At 59.2% G+C, this 17857-nt stretch carries 18 protein-coding genes; 5 read left to right on the top strand and 13 right to left on the bottom strand.

Annotation, left to right across the window (positions count from 1 at the left end; all coding sequences use genetic code 11):
• Positions 1 to 117 precede the first annotated feature (117 nt).
• Together AB8B33_RS25130 and AB8B33_RS25125 are read right to left on the bottom strand one after the other, a co-directional pair.
• On the bottom strand, positions 118 to 2205 hold the full coding sequence (locus tag AB8B33_RS25130; RefSeq protein ID WP_439017432.1) for an ABC transporter substrate-binding protein: 2088 nt from the start codon (positions 2203 to 2205) through the stop codon (positions 118 to 120).
• 125 nt (positions 2206 to 2330) lie between these two features.
• Complete coding sequence (locus tag AB8B33_RS25125; protein ID WP_439017431.1) at positions 2331 to 3797, bottom strand: alpha-glucosidase/alpha-galactosidase; 1467 nt, start codon at positions 3795 to 3797, stop codon at positions 2331 to 2333.
• Positions 3798 to 4011: 214 nt separating this feature from the next.
• On the opposite strand from AB8B33_RS25125, the gene AB8B33_RS25120 reads away from it, so the two are divergent.
• Both AB8B33_RS25120 and AB8B33_RS25115 read left to right on the top strand, forming a co-directional pair.
• On the top strand, positions 4012 to 4887 hold the full coding sequence (locus tag AB8B33_RS25120; RefSeq protein WP_439017430.1) for a helix-turn-helix domain-containing protein: 876 nt from the start codon (positions 4012 to 4014) through the stop codon (positions 4885 to 4887).
• 210 nt (positions 4888 to 5097) lie between these two features.
• Positions 5098 to 6126 carry a CorA family divalent cation transporter gene (locus AB8B33_RS25115; protein ID WP_439017429.1) on the top strand — a complete coding sequence of 343 codons (1029 nt, stop codon included), beginning with the start codon at positions 5098 to 5100 and terminating at the stop codon, positions 6124 to 6126.
• A gap of 82 nt (positions 6127 to 6208) precedes the next feature.
• On the opposite strand, the gene AB8B33_RS25110 is transcribed toward AB8B33_RS25115, so the two are convergent.
• From AB8B33_RS25110 to AB8B33_RS25085, 6 genes are all read right to left on the bottom strand, one after another.
• Positions 6209 to 6988 (bottom strand): molybdopterin-binding protein, encoded by a 780-nt coding sequence (locus AB8B33_RS25110; protein ID WP_439017428.1) that lies wholly within the window; start codon positions 6986 to 6988, stop codon positions 6209 to 6211.
• The gene (locus AB8B33_RS25105) at positions 6985 to 7812 is read right to left on the bottom strand and encodes a cytochrome b/b6 domain-containing protein (RefSeq protein WP_439018846.1); all 828 of its coding nucleotides are present in this window, start codon (positions 7810 to 7812) and stop codon (positions 6985 to 6987) included. The genes AB8B33_RS25110 and AB8B33_RS25105 overlap by 4 nt, the downstream gene beginning before the upstream one ends.
• A 127-nt stretch (positions 7813 to 7939) precedes the next feature.
• The gene (locus AB8B33_RS25100; RefSeq protein ID WP_037097565.1) at positions 7940 to 8569 is read right to left on the bottom strand and encodes a hypothetical protein; all 630 of its coding nucleotides are present in this window, start codon (positions 8567 to 8569) and stop codon (positions 7940 to 7942) included.
• A gap of 96 nt (positions 8570 to 8665) precedes the next feature.
• Positions 8666 to 9247, bottom strand: coding sequence for a TetR/AcrR family transcriptional regulator (locus tag AB8B33_RS25095; protein WP_439018845.1), 582 nt, complete (start codon positions 9245 to 9247; stop codon positions 8666 to 8668).
• Between the two features lie 369 nt (positions 9248 to 9616).
• The gene (flgD, locus tag AB8B33_RS25090; RefSeq protein WP_439017427.1) at positions 9617 to 10051 is read right to left on the bottom strand and encodes a flagellar hook assembly protein FlgD; all 435 of its coding nucleotides are present in this window, start codon (positions 10049 to 10051) and stop codon (positions 9617 to 9619) included.
• Between the two features lie 379 nt (positions 10052 to 10430).
• Positions 10431 to 10724: a DUF2934 domain-containing protein gene (locus AB8B33_RS25085; RefSeq protein ID WP_439017426.1), complete on the bottom strand. Its 294-nt coding sequence runs from the start codon at positions 10722 to 10724 to the stop codon at positions 10431 to 10433.
• Between AB8B33_RS25085 and AB8B33_RS25080 the strand changes: the two genes are divergently transcribed.
• Positions 10702 to 11169 (top strand): efflux RND transporter permease subunit, encoded by a 468-nt coding sequence (locus tag AB8B33_RS25080; protein WP_439017425.1) that lies wholly within the window; start codon positions 10702 to 10704, stop codon positions 11167 to 11169. The genes AB8B33_RS25085 and AB8B33_RS25080 overlap by 23 nt on opposite strands.
• On the opposite strand, the gene AB8B33_RS25075 is transcribed toward AB8B33_RS25080, so the two are convergent.
• The 4 genes from AB8B33_RS25075 to AB8B33_RS25060 all read right to left on the bottom strand — a co-directional run bounded on the left by AB8B33_RS25075 (position 11144) and on the right by AB8B33_RS25060 (position 14872).
• Positions 11144 to 12427: a cystathionine gamma-synthase family protein gene (locus AB8B33_RS25075; protein WP_439017424.1), complete on the bottom strand. Its 1284-nt coding sequence runs from the start codon at positions 12425 to 12427 to the stop codon at positions 11144 to 11146. The two genes, AB8B33_RS25080 and AB8B33_RS25075, sit on opposite strands and share 26 nt — an antisense overlap.
• A 174-nt stretch (positions 12428 to 12601) precedes the next feature.
• A complete protein-coding gene (locus AB8B33_RS25070) occupies positions 12602 to 13288 on the bottom strand; it encodes a dimethylsulfonioproprionate lyase family protein (RefSeq protein WP_439017423.1) in 687 nt (228 codons plus the stop codon).
• 203 nt (positions 13289 to 13491) lie between these two features.
• Entirely contained in the window at positions 13492 to 14175 is a 684-nt protein-coding gene (locus tag AB8B33_RS25065; protein WP_439017422.1) for an SDR family NAD(P)-dependent oxidoreductase, read from the bottom strand.
• A gap of 19 nt (positions 14176 to 14194) precedes the next feature.
• Complete coding sequence (locus AB8B33_RS25060) at positions 14195 to 14872, bottom strand: SDR family NAD(P)-dependent oxidoreductase (RefSeq protein ID WP_439017421.1); 678 nt, start codon at positions 14870 to 14872, stop codon at positions 14195 to 14197.
• A gap of 159 nt (positions 14873 to 15031) precedes the next feature.
• On the opposite strand from AB8B33_RS25060, the gene AB8B33_RS25055 reads away from it, so the two are divergent.
• Positions 15032 to 15961, top strand: coding sequence for a dihydrodipicolinate synthase family protein (locus AB8B33_RS25055; RefSeq protein ID WP_439017420.1), 930 nt, complete (start codon positions 15032 to 15034; stop codon positions 15959 to 15961).
• Between the two features lie 7 nt (positions 15962 to 15968).
• On the opposite strand, the gene AB8B33_RS25050 is transcribed toward AB8B33_RS25055, so the two are convergent.
• Positions 15969 to 16664 carry a GntR family transcriptional regulator gene (locus AB8B33_RS25050; RefSeq protein WP_439017419.1) on the bottom strand — a complete coding sequence of 232 codons (696 nt, stop codon included), beginning with the start codon at positions 16662 to 16664 and terminating at the stop codon, positions 15969 to 15971.
• Between the two features lie 161 nt (positions 16665 to 16825).
• On the opposite strand from AB8B33_RS25050, the gene AB8B33_RS25045 reads away from it, so the two are divergent.
• Positions 16826 to 17857: a nitrilase-related carbon-nitrogen hydrolase gene (locus tag AB8B33_RS25045; RefSeq protein ID WP_439017418.1), complete on the top strand. Its 1032-nt coding sequence runs from the start codon at positions 16826 to 16828 to the stop codon at positions 17855 to 17857.

Genomic DNA, 17857 nt, shown 5'->3' with positions numbered 1-17857 from the left:
CGGGAGGGAGCTCCTCGAACATCTCCATTTTTCTTCGAGCCATGGAGATGCTCGATCTCTTTGTTTTTACGCAATCCCAGGGGCAAAACCGCTGCGCACTTTTGCTGGGAATTGCTCTTAGTTTATTGGACCCTTGTCTCCAGGCTTGCCGGGAAGCTGTTGAGGGAAGAGTTCGTACTTGCCCTGCTTGTCGGCGGCCACCCACAGACGCTCGCGGATGACGGAATCCTCGGCCCAGTTGAACATCATGATCGGCGTACCCTCGGGAATATTCGAGAAACGCTTGTTGATGATCAGCGCACCCGGATATTCCGTCAGTCCGACGGTATCCACGTGTTCGGTGGCCGTCTTCTGGTACTGCTTCATGAGTGCCACGCGTTCGTCATTGTCCTGGCTCGTGCGGAACTTGTTGACGATGTCGGCGAGCTCCTTTTCATAAGGCAGGAGGTCGAGCTGATTATCCTTGCCGGCACGGTGGTGCCAGCTGGTGCGTGGGCCGACAGCGGCAAGCTGTTCGGTGTTCTGCACGACGGAGGCGAGCTCGGTCGTGTTGCGCTGGATCAGCCAGTCGAACTGGCCGGCATAATGCGCGCTATCGCGCTTGGGACCAGCAAGAGCATTGATGATGATCTTAATCCCGAGCTTCTCCATCTGGCCGACGACGCCTTCGGCAAGGCTCTTGTCGGTGGTATAGTCATTGTTGACGAGAAGCACGATCTCGACGTTCTTGCCATCAGCTGTTCCGGCCGGGAAGTTCACGAAGCCATCGCCATCCGTATCCTTCAGGCCGACCTTGGCGAGCAGCGACTTGGCGCCCTTTAGATCGAAGGGATAGTAGACGGTCGAGTTGCGATCATAGAAGCTCGTGCCGGAGGAAAGGCCGCCTGCATAGATCGCCGTGAACGGTCCCTTGACGAGGGAGTCGCCGATCGCCTTGCGGTCAATCGCCATGGTCACGGCCTTGCGGAAGTCCTCGTTGCGGTCGAGTTCGCGGATCGCCTGACTGCGGGCATCAGGATCACCCCAGCCATTGGCCGAAAGGTTCATGCGAAGATTATAGCCGATGAGGCGCGGGCCGAAGGCGAGACGCGCCGGAGCGGTCTTTTCGGCGGCACGCTTCAACGAGGCCACGAAGTTTTCCGGCTGCTCGAGGTTCGAGAAGTCGGCAGAACCGGCAACGGCCTGCACGTCACGGTCGGCCCAGGTCGAGAGCTTGTAGTGCAACTCGTTGAGATAAGGCAGCTGATTGCCCTTCTCGTCGACCTTCCAGTAGTAGGGGTTGCGGCGCATGACGATAATGTCATCCGGCCGATATTCGACCGGCACCCAGGCGCCCATGACCGGCATGTTCATATATTCCGGCGGGAAGGCGTTCTTGAACTGATCGTAGGTGTTCTTCGAATATTTCGGGTGCTGGGGCTTCAGAATATGCGACGGACCCGGGCAGAAGTTCGGATAGGCCATCGTATAGAGGTACTGCTTCGGGAAGGCTTCCTTGAAGGTCCATTCGACTGTGTAGTCGTCGATCTTCGTGAGCGTCGTTCCCTCACCGAAGGCTTCCGGCGATGCACCGCCGCCGAGTGGCGAAACGTTCGGGTCGATGACTTCGTCTTCCCAATAGAACATGAGGTCATCGGCATTGAAGGGCGCGCCGTCGGACCACTTGGCGCCTTCGATCAGATGCATGGTCAGCTTGTGACCGTCCTGCGACCACTCCCAGCCCTTGGCGAGGTTCGGCAACGGCTCGGTATCCTTGGCTTCCACCTGGAAGAGCGGCGCCGTGCGTGTCAGGCATTCGGAAAGGCCGATATCGATGCCGCCCCAGCCCTGCGTCTGGCCGGCGCCATAGTTCCAGCCTTCCGGCCGGCCGCCGATGACATGGCGCATCACGTCGCCATAGCCGCCGATACCGTCAGGCATGTTTTCGGTCTTGAAGACCAGCGGCTCCTTGGGCAGGCGATCCTTGACCGCTGGCAGCTTGCCGCTGTCGACGAAATTCTTCGTGACCCAGTCCGGCTCGTGATATTCCGGCAGCGCCTTGAACTCCAGGATGGAGTCGCGGGACACATATTTGATCTTGCCTTCCGCCGGGAAAGCCGGCGGTGCCGGCGGCACTGTCGGCTCGGACGCATAGGCATTCAGGGCCGCGACTGAAACGCCAAGCGCCAGTCCTGCCAGGATGCCGATCTTACGGAAATTCGTCATCGTCTCTCCCTCTTGTTCCGGAGCGCTTGTACGCGTCTCCGCTTCTCCTCAAACGACGATGAAGGAAGCTTGTGTGCGGGCGACCTTCCTCCCGAAGAGCCGCCGCAGCCTCCCTCATCCTGATTTTAGACGGCTTGCTTCAGCGCCGCCTTTTCAACGCGAAGCTCCTCGATTGAGCGGACATTGCGGCGCGCGGCCCCTTCCCACTCTCTCGTCTTGACTTTGGAATTGGCGAGCCGCTCCTTGGCGGCTGGCACGGCATGCGCATATTGCGGCAGCCAGCGGGCCTGGGCAACGACCATCTCGTCGACCATCTGCCAGACCTCTTCCGGCGTCGAGACGGCACCGACCAGCGGATCGTGCAGCACGGCGAGCTTCAGGAGATCGATATCGCCGGAAATCGCTGCATGCACCGACATGCGTTGGACATTGATCGACGAGATGCAGGTCGCAGCACAGGCTTCCGGAATGGTGATGCCGGAGACCATGTTGATGCCGAAGCGATCGACGAAGCCGGGCGACTCGATGATGGCATCGGATGGCAGGTTGGTGATAACGCCTGTATTCTTGACGTTGAAGTGACCGCGATAGACCCGACCGGTTTCCAGCGCCTCGAGAATGTGGCTTGCGTGCTCGTTGGAGCGCTTGTCCGGATCGATCGGCTTTTCGGCCGAAGCGAGGAATTGCGGGAATTCCGTCTCAAACCAGTTGCGGGTCTCGGTCGAGTGGCGCAGGTAGCCGCCAGTCTCGCCGTGGATCCAGTCGGACATGTCGATCCAGCGGGTAATTTCCTCCGGCCGCTTGCGGTACCAGGGCAGGTATTCGGAGAGATGGCCGTTGCTCTCGGTCGAATAGACGCCGAAGCGCTTCAGCACGTCGATGCGCAGCTTCTCCTGTTGCGAATAGACGGGATGCGCCTCGAAGGCGGCGATCAGCTCGTCCTTGCCGATCCTGCGGCCGTTGAGACGCAGATCGACGAACCAGGTCTGATGGTTGATGCCCGAGCAGATATAGTCGAGTTCGCTCTGTGACTTGGCGCCGAGCACTTCGGCAATCTGTTCGGCGCCATGCTGGACCCCGTGGCAGAGACCGACCGTATCGACCTTGCCATATTCGATAGCCGCCCAGGTATTCATCGCCATCGGGTTGGCATAGTTCAGGAACTTCGCACCCGGTGCAGCGACCTCACGGATATCCTTGCAGAAGTCGAGAATGACGGGGATGTTGCGCTGGCCATAGAGAATGCCGCCGGCGCAGATCGTATCGCCGACACACTGGTCGATGCCATATTTCAGGGGAATTCTGATATCATCGGCATAGGCTTCTAGGCCGCCGACACGTACGCAGCTGATGACATAACGCGCGCCTTCCAGCGCCTTGCGACGATCTGTCGTCGCCGTCACCTTCGTCGGCAGCTTGTTTGCCTCGACGATCTTGTCGAGAATTGCCTTGATCATCTGCAGGTTATGTTCGCTGAGGTCGGTCAGCGCGAATTCAATGTCCTTGAATTCCGGCACACAGAGAATGTCCGTGAACAGCTTTTTGGTGAAGCCGACGCTGCCTGCTCCGATAATAGCGATTTTGAAACTCATATCCTTCACCTCGATCCGATCAAATGCTAGGTAGAAAGACAGCTAAGGAGGGCCAGGCGGCGTGCTTGCGCATACCGTCTGAAAATACCGGAAAATGGTGCCTGTATTCCTCCCGGCCGTTCTTTCGACCGCGATCTCTTCCTCTTGTGGAAAAGGATTATGCGCATATTCGCAGGAGCGGCCAGAGAAGGATTATGCTTTCGAGGGTAATTTTGTGCTGCAGGATTTGATCGCCAACGGCCAGTCGATGAGAACCGTTTCGCTGCCGCGCGGACGCCAGCGCCTGCATGCGATGCCGACAAGCGCCGGTTACGAGGTGCGTGAAAACGAGACCTATGATTGGGATGGCAGAAAGCGCGGCCTGACGCCCTTCACGGTGCTGCAGCATACGATCAGCGGCACCGGCCGCCTACGCTACCAGAATCGCAACTACAAGCTCCAGAGCGGAGACACGATGATGGTGCTCGTGCCGCACAATCATCGCTACTGGCTGGAAAAGGGAGAGCGCTGGGAATATTTCTGGATCTCAATGAATGGCGAAGAAACGCTGCGCATCCACAAGATGGTGCTGGCCCTGGCGGGCCCGGTCCTGAAGCTACAGCAATCGACCATCGATCATCTGGCGGACTGCAGCCTGCGCCTCGTCAAAGGTGCAAACACGCCAGGTTCAGCCTCGGCGGTCGCCTATGAAGCCGCCATGGCGCTCTATGATGACATCTTCGGCGCCTCGGCCTCCATGGCCGAACAAAGCGCCATGCAACCGGTGACCGACCATATCAACGCCAATCTGGAAAAACCGCTGCCGGTCAGCGAGCTTGCAGCGATCGTTGGCCTCAGCCGCGCTCACTTCTCGCGCAGCTTTGCCGAAAGCGAAGGCGTGCCGCCCGCCGAATATGTCCTGCAGCAGCGCCTGCAGCGCGCCGCAAAATTATTGACCAAGGCGGATTTCCTGCCGGTCAAGGAAGTCTCGATCATGTGCGGCTTCGAGGATGCAAACTATTTCGCCAAGGTCTTCCGGCGCGTCTACGGCATCACGCCGACCGAATTTCGCACGACCGGCATGTATGCGAGCATCAGCCGCGGCCGGTAAGAGATCGGTTGAAGGTAGAATGTATCCGGCGACAGACCCGGTGGTCACCATGACCGGCCAAGTACGAGATCGCACCGATCTGACCATCCCAAGATTTCACAACGCCGCAGCTTGTTCTCAAGACACTGACCGTCTTGCCGCCCGGCAGCAACTCGCTAAGCTGTTGCTCTGCGCTTACGGGAGGTGGGCTTTGGCAGCTGGAGGTTACTCATGCACGAGCAGGTCGTGAGCGTTGCAAGTTACGGCGCCGAGCCGGGTTTGCGTTTTGCCGTGCTTCTTGACGGCAACGGCGGCTGTCGCACCCTTGATATGGAAGCAGTGCGTCGGTGGACGCCGGATGACGGCGTCGTCTGGTTGCATTTCGAGCGGGATCATCCGGCCGCTGCCGAATGGGTCACGACGAGAGGCGGCTTCGATCCGCTGGTCGCCGACGCCTTGCTGCAGGAGGAGTCACGCCCGCGCGTCGAAAATATCGATGACGGACTCATGATTATTCTTCGCGGCGTCTGTGCTGCGCCGCCGGAAGAAGCGAAAGCCGGGCCCGCCGAAATCGATCTCGTTCCCCTTCATATATGGGCCGACGAACGCAGGCTGGTGACCCTGCGCGACAGCGGCCACTATATAACTGCCTTACGCGATATTCGCCTTGCTCTGGACAAAGGCAAAGGCCCAAAACAGACGGGCGAACTTCTTGCTCTCGTCAGCGAAAAGCTGGTCCGCGACCTCGAGCCGGTGCTCGACACAATGGACGAAGAGGTCGACGAGCTGGATGAATTGATCTTTCACGGCGAAGCGAGCGAAGTACGCGAGCGGCTGAAACAGCTTCGCCGCCGCTCCGTTCAGCTTCGCCGCTACCTTGCCCCTCAGCGCGACGCCTTGAACCGTATCGAACATGACGACGCGCCGTGGCTGAAGGAGCGTGATAAGCTGCGTTTCCGCGAGGTCATCGACAAGCTGATGCGCTTCATCGAATATCTCGACGCCATCCGTGACCGTACCGGCATTCTTCATGACGACCTGTCCACGGTCATCAGCGAGCGGATTGCCCGCAATTCCAATCGTCTCGCCGCACTCGCTGCCCTGCTGCTACCGCCGAGCGTCGTGGCCGGTCTTTTCGGCATGAATGTCGGCGGCATCCCCGGTGTCAACGACACCTGGGCTTTCATCATCATCGTTGCCTTCGTCGCGATCATATCGGTTGCGACGCTGATGATCCTCAAGCGGATCAACTGGCTTTGAGTGGCTGGAGGCAAAGATCCAACGTCCGCCCTTCCGGACGGCTTCAACACAAGGCGATCATCGTATGAGCGTAATGGATCGCTCAAATCCCCGCGTACCACTCGTAGCCCCGGTCTTCCCAGAAACCGCCATGACCGCCCCACAGACCCGCAAAGCTGTCGACGATCTCAATGCGCATGATGTACTTGGCCTGCTTGTAGCCGAGTTGCCGTTCGACTCGCAGACGCAGGGGCGCGCCATGTCCGACGGACAGATCCTTCCCGTTCATTTCATAGGCAAGGATGGTCTGAGGATGGAACGCGTCGATGAGGTCGATGCTCTCATAGTAGCGGCCACTTCCATCGAGTGTCTTCTCCAACTCGTCGGCGCAGTGAAAGACAACAAATCGCGCGTTGGGCCTCAGTCCTGCCGAGCTTAAGACAGCCCCAAGCGGTACGCCCGTCCACTTCCCGATCGCGCTCCACCCCTCGACACAGTCGTGACGGGTGATCTGAGTGCGGGCCGGAAGCCTCTTGAGGTCAATGAGAGAGAATTCCTGGGGCCGATCGACGAGGCCGTCGATCTTCAATCGCCAGTTTGCGAATTTGCCTTCGACGAGTTCGGCATAGTCCTCACCATCCGGCGCGCTCGTGCCGTTTACCCTGAAAGACGGAGAAATGTCCGTCTCGGCAAACTCGCGGGCCAGAGCATCCCGCCCCTGCAGCAGTCTTTGCGCCTTCATCGTCAGATTTTCGGCCGAGCGGATAATGCTGCCCACAGCCGTATTCTGTTCCGGTATGTCGCAGCCGGCGAGCGTGAGTGCGGAGGCGCCGAGCGTGCTGCCGATCAGAAAACGCCTGCGGGTGAGGAAGCTACGCGTCATGAATGTGGACCTTTCTCTCTGATGGCATAGCGACCCGTGATCATCGAGCGCATGTTGTTCCAGGTTCCCGACAGCACGACCATCACCACATGCACGAGCACGAAGAGTACGAGAAGCGTTGCGGTCATGAAGTGGATCGTGCGCGCCGACTGACGCCCACCGAAAACGTCCACCAGGGCCGGCACGACGGCATCAAAGCCAGGGGACATTGTCAGGCCGGTCAGCAACATCGTCGGCAGCAGGACGACGATCACGGCGAGGTAGGTGAGCTTTTGGAGTGCGTTATAGTGCTTTGCTTGTTCCCCTTGTGGGAAGCGCAGACGCGCGTGGTCGAGGATTTCGTGCCACAGATGACGCGGGGAAAGGTCCCTGCGCGCCGGGGCCAGGTTACGTCGAAAATGGCCGGTCAGGACACCGAAGCCGAGGTAAAAAATGCCGTTGACGAGAAATAGCCAGGCAAAGAAGAAGTGCCAGCGGCGGCCGGTTGCGAGATCCTGAAACGACGGGATCGTCGCCCAGGCCGGAAACGCCCGCGGCGTCGGATCTCCCTCAAAGGTCGAGACGCCCAGGACACCGGTCGTCGGCACCTCGACACCTGCGATCCGGACGAAACCGCGCATATCGTCGCCCTGTCCGCTCGAGCCGATCGTCAGCACAGATGGATCCCCGTCTGCGCCATAGTGCCCCCAGTAAAGTTCGGGATGAGCGTTGAAAATCTGCAATCCGCTCAAGAGCAGGACGCTCAGGCAGATCACGTTCAGCCAGTGCGTCAGCCGCGTGACCAGGGAATGACGATGGATCATCTGGGTCCGGGGATATTGCATATTGTCGTTGTCGGGACTGTCGCTCACGGATGCGGCCTCCGGTCCGGCTGGATTGTTGCTTGTTGCAATGAGGAGCTGGATGCCGCCGGTCGGCCAATGGGCGGAAGCTGACCGGCGGCGACGTGGCTCACATGGGGGGCACCACGCCATTCTTGCCAACGATAACGCGATGCGCGACGGTCGCGCTTGAAGCCTTCTCAGCCGGGATGAACACGACCGCTCCTGCGACCAGATCGTCCTTGGTTGCCGGGGCGATGGTCACGACCGGAGTACCGTCCGGAATGGAAATCTTCTTTTCCTTGCCATGGTAGGACACGGTAACGGTGCGCCCGTCGACGTCCTTGACCGAATCGGCGACGGTGGCATTGGTCATGCTGCTGTTCGGCTTGAGGTCCCAGCCGAAGCTTCCCTCGCCGGCTCCCTTGAGCGCAGGTGGAAAGATCAGAACTTCGAGAGCGCCGTCTCCGCCCTGATCCTTCGGCAGGGAGGCGATACCCACATAGTCTCCGGGCTTAATATCGGAGACCTTCGCGTTAGCGACACTGGCGACCTGCCAGTCGTCGGCAAGAGCGACGTCAACGGTTTCTCCCTCGCGCGTCTTCACCTTCAAGGTGGAATCGGCGAGGTTGACAACACTGCCCCGGATGTTGAGCACGGCCTTTTTTTCTTCGGCATGAGCGGAGGCCGGCGAAACAAGCGTTACTGGAAGGCCAGCCAAGCCGGCGACCATGATGACTGGAAGAAGTCTGCGCAACATTTGAGGTTCCTTACCTACTAGTTGGGAGTTTCGACGACGCTGTTTTACCACGCATTTTTCCCGTCGACGCGCGCCGCCCCGTCGCCGGGAATTAGATCACCGCGGCCGCAGCCGCTGAAGACTTGGCTCGAGAATCAGATCAAAGACAGCAGGCGTTCCATAGGCTCGGGCCGACAGCATTGCGCCATGGACGGTGGCCATGAAAGCCTCTGCTTCTACGCGCGCCGGGCAAGAGATCACCAGGGCTCCTTGCTGATCACCACGCTCGATGACCGATGTCAGCCATCCGGAGAGATGTTGGAAATAGGCACGCACTTCGACCGCGACCTCCAAAGGAAGGGCCGGCAGCTCGCTTGCAAGAAGCGCGCAGACACAAAAGGGACGGCTTGCATCCTCGATGCATTGGGCCCAAAAACCGGCATAGGTCTTCAGCAGCTCGAGCGGATCGCTAAACTTGTTTTCGACCTCGGCCAAGCCAGTCTCGGCGTTTACGCGGTAGCGGGTAACAAGAGCACGCACCAGATCGACCTTGTTTGGAAAATGATGATGGATGCTGGCCTTACGGATGCCAACAACGGCAGCGATGTCGGCATAGCTGAACCCGTTATAGCCGCCTGATACGATCAGCTTTTCCGCACTGTTCAGGATCTCGTCATAGGTATTCGAAAGACTACTCATACACGCTTGCCTACCTTCTAGTAGGAAGATTGTCAATCCCACATTCCATTCTAATTGTTGGGACCAGGTGTGATGGTCGCCGTGAAAACGAATAGAAACAGCGGCAAAAGAACCTCAACGGTCATACTTCCTTCCCAGCGGCAGAGAGCCGCTATAGTCGCATCGATACGGCAACAAGTATGGTTGGCCGGGTGATTTCCCGTATCCTTGGCTATCTGCTTGAGGAGGAGGCGCCCGATGAGAAAGGCCCCATGTTGTCGCCGGAGGCAACAGTTCAACGATCAACTTCGCAGATCTATCGGGCACTCCCTCAAGGGCTTGCCCGACATATCTTTCCCGGGGTTCAAAGAACCTCGATGACAGTCAGGATCATTCGATGGCTGCAGCGCTACTGCCGCTTGGCTGCGAGAGGCTGACACCCGGCTGGACGAGAATCTTCCCGCCCTCCGTCGTCGTGGCTATGATTCCGTCGCTGTAGATTTTGACGGAAGCAATCGTCCCTTTGACCGTACCGTCTGCGCTTTCGATGTAGCTGCCGATGTAACTGCCGGCCTGGGCGAGACTGGAGCCTGTCAGCAGGGCATCCAGCTTCTGATTCGTCTGGATCGTCTGTTCGACCTGCGAGAAGCTGGCGAGCTGCGCCAGTTGTTGACTAGCATCCACGGGGTCGGTCGGATCCTGGTTCTTCAGTTGCGCGATGAGAAGTTGCAGGAAGTCGTCATAGTTCACCATCGCCTTCTGCTGCGCGGTAGCTGGGCTACCCGCAGTGGAGGAGCCGAGGCCTGTGAGAGAATTTGTCGTCATAGTCGATCTCGGTTGTTTGGGTTAAGTTGGAAGGCGCCTTGCAAAGTTTGGCACCCTTACCTACTAGTCGGTAGATAATGAAGCACGTCTTCCGCATGACGCGCCAGAATTAATGAAGTGCACATTGCCTACCTTCTAGTAGGTTTTCTGTCAATACCGATTACCTGGCCGAACCCTCCGCGTTCCTGCCATTGTCGGATGGCGGACAGCCACGTGTGGAAGAGCCCAGGTTTCCTGGCGAATTCACTTATCCACGGTGATCGGCAACCGCATTTCGGGGCGTGAGTTCAGGACTTCCGACAAGTCCCGTTGTCGGAAGTGATCCGTACAAACGCGTTGTACGCGCTCCAGATCGGCGCTTGACATCGGCCAGATCGGCTCAGTGCCTGGTGACGCTCCCGGATGCCTTGGTCGGCTTCGACGGTGGGGTTGTCGTCGGAACGCTCTGGGCACCGCCTTTAGCCTTCGTTGCGCCTTTCGGCTTCGCAGGAGCGTCAGTCGTCGCGGCCTTTCTGGAGCGAGGCTTCTTGGCAGACTGACCGTCCGTCTCGGCGCTCGCGGCGATTTCCTGAAAGGCCTGCAACCAATGCTTCAGGTCCTCGCCTTGTGGCCGACCTTCCCGTTCCCAGATCTCGTAAGCACGTTGTCTGATGCGACCCTCGTTCGATGCCATCTGTCTCTCCTGTGAAGCTGTTGCCAGGAACAATCAGATGGCGCGACGCGCCCGGAGGGCAATGGCTGCGCGCGCATTTCCCGCCACCATCGAGCGGAACTGTTGCCAGCACGTCTTTCGAACACCAGTTCCCATTGTGGCGTTCGTACGGAATGCTTACGAAAAAGAACGGCTATCGCCGGCCAAGAGCCCAGTTTGGGGGGCGCCGCACACCGAGGCGACCATCGAAGCCTGCGCCGAGCGGCCAGGCCCGATCATCATGACGACGCTAGCGATGGTGGCGGGTATGCTGCCGGCGGCTCTCGGCCACCGGATCGGCGTCGAGTTCAGGGCGCCGATGGCGGTCGCGGCCATCAGCGGACTGATGGTTTCAACGGTGCTGATGCGGCCCTCATATGATTGCGAGTTGGCGACAAGGCCTACGCTGCATCGAGCGCCAGGGTGAGATCAGCAATGAGGTCATCTGGATGTTCGATACCGATCGACAGCCTGATCGTTGCATCGAGGACACCGATACGCTGGCGCACCTCGGCCGGCACGCCGGAATGCGTCATGGTTGCCGGATGCGATGCCAGGGATTCCGTTCCGCCAAGGCTGACGGCAAGCTTGAAGATTTTCAACGCGTTCAGAAACCGGAACGAGGCTGGCTGGCCGCCTTGGATATCGAAGGAGAATGTCGAACCAGCGCCGCTGCACTGGGCCGCGAATGTCCTGCCGACAGCGGAATCGGGATCGCTGTATGGAAGGTAATGGATCGTCTCGACCTTGGGATGCTGCTTCAGGAAATCCGCCACCGCCTTCGCATTGCTGTTGGCCCGCTCCATGCGGATCTGCAGCGTTTCGAGCGAACGCCCGAGCATCCAGCATGAATGCGGATCGAGCTGCGTGCCGATTGCGCCGCGAAGCGCCTTCACCTGCTTGATGAGCGCCCGGCTGCCGAGCGCTGCCCCGGCGATCAGATCCGAATGTCCGCCGACATATTTGGTCAGCGAATAGAGGGAAATGTCTGCGCCATGCTCGATCGGGCGCTGGAAGACCGGGCCGAGCAGCGTGTTATCGCAGGCGACGACAGGTGTATGGCCCTGCTTCTGACCGATCACATCGGCAATCCGCCGGATCATCGCGACGTCGACAAGGCTATTGGTCGGGTTTGCGGGCGTCTCGACGAGGACGACCGAGACGCGGCCCTTGGCCATTGCCTCCTCGGCGGATGCCTTTACCGAGACTTCGCTGACGCCATCGGCAAAACCCACGGCAGAAACGCCAAAATTGAGGAAGGTTTTCGCAAGCAATGTTTCCGTCCCGCCATAAAGCGGCTGTGAGTGGAGGATGGCATCTCCCGGACGGACGAAGGCAAGCAGGACCGTGGCGATGGCGGACATGCCCGATGAAAACACCGCCCCGCTCTCGGCCCGCTCGTAGACCGCCAGACGATCTTCGATGATCTCGCTGTTTGGATGATTGAAGCGCGAATAGACGAGGCCGGCCCCCTTGCCTTCCGGCGGCTCTTTCCGACCAGAGACGTAATCGAAGAAATCGCGACCGTCTTCGGCGGAGTTGAAAACGAACGTGGACGTCAGGAAGACGGGCGGCTTGACCGCGCCTTCGGAGAGTTCCGGATCATAGCCATAGTTCAGCATCTGGGTTTCCGGATGCAGGGGATGATTGCCGATATGGGTTCTTGGAGGATGCGGTGCAGTCATGGAACGTCTCCCTCAATTAGCGGCTTCCCGGCATCAATGTGCCTTCGCCTTGTTATTATCTGGAGCGCTGCTGCGACAGAGAAACACCCATTGGCAGATGGCCAGGTAAATTTGCTGAATTGAACGGCCTGGCGCGCGAGGCGGGGAGGTTCGGATGCGTCAGCATTTTGCTATTCACCTTCCTATCTCTTCAACGTGACACCAGACCGCGAGAAGCGGAGTGGTGGTGCAACGCATGGCAAATGACTGTCCCGCTTCAGCAGCAAAGACGCCACCTATTCCGGTCGAAAACCAGCTCTCTCCGGCTATTGAAAGTTCGCAGGGAGAAAGCAGCAGGAAAGCCCGTGAAAACCGCTGCACGTGATCCGGAAAACGGCTATAGGGCTCCATGTAAGTGAGGCCGACCCGGATATCCGCCCGGTCTTCCAGGCCGCCTGGGCCAACAATCACGCTGTGTGCATGGGCCCTCTCAAAATTCAGGCTGGCAAATGGTCCACTTCTGCCTCTGATCCATACGAGCGCATCAGCGAGGCGCCAAACGCTCTGCGCGACCTCGGCGTAAATGTCTCGAGCGGCGATTGCGTTTTGAAGCGCGGCCTCAAGGCCGGAGGGGATTCCGGTATCGTGGGGCCGCTTGTCGCGCAGCGTTCCCGTGCGTTCAAGCTTTTGAAAGACTTTACCCGCGACAAAGCTCGCCATCGTCGAAGCAGATGGATGCAGCATCGCGCGGGCCAGAAAATTCAGGAAATTGTCGAGCTCCACCGGGCGTTCGGCGGCGCCTCGTTCGCGCAGCCTGTGTTTCACCGGCTCTTTCTCATCAGTGATGAGTAGATCTGCGTCTCGTTTGATTGTCCTGCCCATGACGTTCTCCGTGCAGAACCTTCCCTACAGTGCCCCGCCTAGATCCGGCAAGGACTCTGATCAATCTGCCGAGCGCCTGTTAATCTCATCCGATAGTTTCGTCTTGAAGACTTCCTCTCAAAACTTCGCACCAAGTCTGCATGAGGGCTCGACGATGTCTAGAATTGGCAGAATCGCGCTGGAACGGGATCGGGCAGCAGGCCTCACCACGGTATCGGCGTTCCGTCATAGGCCCAATGTCTGCCGCTGTGTTCCCGGTTTGCTGCCGTTATTAAGGACCGAAAACCAGCTGCAACGCTATCAGTATCGGGGAGGCCCTGATCGTCGGCGTTCGAAACGCTAAACTTTCCAGGTTCGAGGAGCAGGCAGATGCAGCCCCAGGATCTCCATTCGACCGACAGGTTGCGCCACATCTGGTTCAGAGCGGATTGGGATGCGCGATAGGCGAAGCGGCGCGGCTCCTGGAACCTGCTGATCGAGGCAGCATGGCTCGACACCGCCGTAAGGATCTTGAGCTCGCCTTTCCTAAGGTTTGGTTCCAGCAAGCTCGCGAGATGAAGCGGCGCGAACGTGTTTGCGACCATGATCGGCCGCCAGTGCGCCAAGGTGATCGCTTCGGGCGGCAGGCGGTCTTCGTCGGATATGCCTTCATTCAGAATGACGACGTCGATGGCGCGACCGTCAAGGCAGTCGACCAGGTTTCGCGCCGAGCCTTCCTCCAGAGCGTTGTAGCGCAAATCGATGATGAGCTCTCCGAATTTGTCAGACAGGCGCGTGTCGAGGGGATCGCTGCAGGCGGCCATCACCTCCCAGCCGATCGTCGCGTATTGGATCGCAAGCTGCAGACCGAGCCCTTCATTCGCTCCGGTAATCAATACAGTTGGCATCGCGTCGCTATCCTCCTTCTCACCAGGGCACATCGGTACCGTCATAGCCGATGATGCGGCCGGAATCGGCAATCGTCAGCCCCGAGACGACCTTCTTCATGCCGGCCACACTCGTTTCCACGGCGATGCCGTTGAAGTTCGTCATCCGGGTCGCGACAAGACCCGGCCGCAACAAGGTGCAGATAATCCCGTCGTCCTTCCATTCCCTCGCCAATGCCGACCAAACTGCGTTCAGGCCGGTTTTGGAAGCGCGGTAGGTATATTGCGTTCCCCAGTCATTGGCGCCGATCGAGCTCATCAGGCTCGACATGGCGGTGGCGATCCTGAGCTTTCCCGCAAGCAGATTCGGTTTCAGCGCCGCAGCAAGCGCAAGCGGTGCGAAGGTGTTCGTCTCGACCACCTTCAAAAAGTCCTCCTGCGTCACCTCTGCCGGTTTGGCTTCGAGATTGACCGCAATACCAGCATTGGCGATCAACGCATCGATCGGAACGCCATCGAGATCGACATAAAGAGCCTCGATCGAGCTCCTCTGCGTGCCATCCAGGGTAAACACTTCTGCGCCCGATATGCTGGCAAGTTCGGACGCGGTGGACGGATCTCTGGCGGTTCCGAGGACCGTCCAGCCGTCTGCCGCAAACTGCCGGGCAAGCTCGAGGCCGATGCCTCGATTTGCGCCTGAGATAAGGATCGTTGACATTCGATTTCACTTCATGCGATTGGAATATCAACGGTATACCAAAACAAGAATGGCGCAACTCCCTCCGACAATTTTTTCGTTGAGACGGCGTGCAGCATCAGCGACACGCGTTCACAGAAGACGTCACAGGCCTGCCACTCGCTAAAAACGGATCATCCAATGTCCCTGATCAGTACCAGCAGCAAGGGCGTTTACGTCATCGCTGTAACCCCATTTGCCGAAGACGGAGCGATCGACACTGCGAGCGTCGACAGCGTCACCGACTTCTATCTCGAGGCAGGCGCCGACGGGTTGACCATTCTCGGCATGATGGGTGAGGCGCCGAAGCTGACCTATACGGAAGCCCTGGCCGTGACGAGACAAACACTCGCACGCGCCGCAGGCAAGCCCGTCGTCGTCGGCGTATCGGCGCCGGGGCTTGCGGCAATCAGCGAATTGACCAAGGCTGTGATGGATCTCAGGGCGGCGGGCGTCATGGTGGCGCCGCCCGGCAATCTGAAAACCAACGAGCAGATCATAAGCTATTATCAGCAGATCGTGGACGCGCTCGGCAGCGACGTTCCCGTCGTGCTGCAGGACTTTCCACTATCCACTGGCGTGTCGATCAGCAACGATAGCCTTGGCCGCATTATCGAAACCTGCCCGAGCATCGTCATGATCAAACATGAAGACTGGCCGGGGCTTGCAAAGATCACTGCGCTCCGCGAAGCCGAAGTCAATGGCCGCCGCCGCGTCTCGATTCTCTGCGGTAATGGCGGCATCTTCCTGCCTGAGGAAATTGCGCGGGGTGCGGATGGTGCGATGACCGGCTTCGGATACCCTGAAATGATGGTCGAGGTCTGTGCACTTGCTGCTGCGGGAGACATTGACCGGGCACAGGACATATTCGATGCTTACCTGCCGCTCGTTCGCTACGAGCAGCAGCCGGGCATCGGGCTCGGCGCCCGCAAACACGTCCTTGCGCGACGCGGCGCAATCCGCAGTTCGGCGCAGCGCCGCCCCGGCACACCGCTTTCCAGGACTGCGATCGAGGAGATCGAGCGGTTGATCCTGCGGCAGGAGCGACGTCTGGCCGCGCTTGGTCGATAGGCTGGTGTCAGCCTCTCCGCCGCCCGAGGATGAAGTCGATGATGGCATCGCGCACATTGTCGAGATGATCGCCCATCAGCCGGCGCGACAGTTGGGGATCATCGCCGGCAACCGCATCGATCAAGGCCATATGCTCGCTGCCGCCCGGCTGCAGGCGATGGGGCATGCGCGCCGTATTGAAGATATGGGTGCGGCGGCGCAGGTCTCGGATCGCCGCGGCAACCATCGGATTTCCGGCAGCTTCGGCGATCGTTCCGTGCACGAGATCATCGACGGACCAGTGGTCGGCCGGCGTGATCTTAGGAAGCTGCAGCAGCCCGCGGATCGCGACGCGCACCTTCTCCGCTTCATCAGCCGCCAGTTGCCCAGTGGCGCGCGCGGCTGCCTCAACTTCGAGAATCCGGCGCATATCAAGCAGGTTCATGTAGGTTTCGATGCTCACATCCGCAACGACGAGCATCCGGCCCTGCCGGCGCATGGCAAGCGATTCCGTTTCCAGCCGGCCGAGCGCCTCGCGCACGGGCGTACGCGAAATCGACAGCATCTCGGCGAGCTTGCGTTCCTGCAGGACGGCACCGGCCTGGAGGCGCCCGGACAGCATCAGATCCAGGATCTGCGCATAGGCAAATTCGCTGAGGCTGGGCTCGCCTTCTGCTGAAAGCGGGAAGACACGCCCCGCCGCTGCCGTATCGGAAAATGTCATTCGAACCCCGTTAGTTGGTGGACCGGCGATATACCAACCTTGCCTGTGAAGCAATCGATTTTGCTTGCACAGTCACCGCGCGTGGAAGCCAACGAACCATATTGACGACTGCGTGCCATTGGTATTCCATTGGAACACCTAGATCACTAAAGGAGATATTAATGTCGATTCAACCGTGGAGGGCAACATGCATCCAAATGGACAGCAAGATCGCCAGCAATGCGAAAACGCGGGAAGAAGCATGGCAGATCATCGAGGAGAACCTTGATGAGACGGTCCGGCTGATCGAAACAGCATGCAAAAGCGAACTGCCGCCCAGGCTCGTTGTTCTGCCGGAATTCGTCTTTCAAGGCCCGCCGCGCGCAACGCCCGTCAGCGAATGGATCGATCGCGCCTGCACCACCATTCCGGGACCGATCACCGAGCGCCTTGCGGCCATCGCACGCCAGCACGACATTTACATTGCCGGCAATCACTTCGAGGTCGATCCGCGCTGGCCCGACCGCTATTTCAATTCCTCCTTCCTGCTCGATGCCAAAGGCGAGATCATCCTGCGCTACCGGCGCATCAACACGGCAAGCTGGACCTCGCCGCATGATATTCTCAGCCAGTATCGCGAGGCCTATGGCGAAGACGGGATCTTTCCTGTCGCCGATACCGAACTTGGCCGGCTTGCCATCTTCCCCTGCGGCGAGGTCAGCGTGCCGGAACTCTCACGCGTCTTCATGATGCGGGGTGCGGAAGTCCTGCTGCATCCTTCCAATGAACCAGCCAATGCGCGGGCCGACGCCGCCAAGATCTGCCGTGCCGCGGAAAATATGTGTTACCTCATCAGCACCAATGTTTCGGGGCAGATCGGCTTTTCGGACCAGGAGCGCGGCGGGCATTCGCAAATCGTCGACTTCAACGGAAACTATTTGGCCTTTGAGGGATCCGACGCCGAAAGCCTCGCGGCGAGTGCCGTTATCGATATCGGCGCGCTGCAATCAGCCCGCCGGGATACGAATATGGGCAATGCCCTCCTGCGAACGCGCTGGGAAATGTATCGCGATTATTTCTCGGCTGCTGAATTCTATCCGGTCGATGCGCTCGCCAAGAAGGCTTTCGAAACCTATTCCGAGCTCTCGCCCGTCCACGAAAAGGCGATTTCCAACCTGACGGCCGCACGGATCATTCGCAATATCGACGCCTGA

The sequence above is a fragment of the Rhizobium sp. 768_B6_N1_8 genome (assembly GCF_051811225.1).
Lineage (GTDB): Bacteria > Pseudomonadota > Alphaproteobacteria > Rhizobiales > Rhizobiaceae > Rhizobium.
Note: the sequence above shows the minus strand (reverse complement) of the source record. Positions and strands in the feature narration are given on the sequence as shown.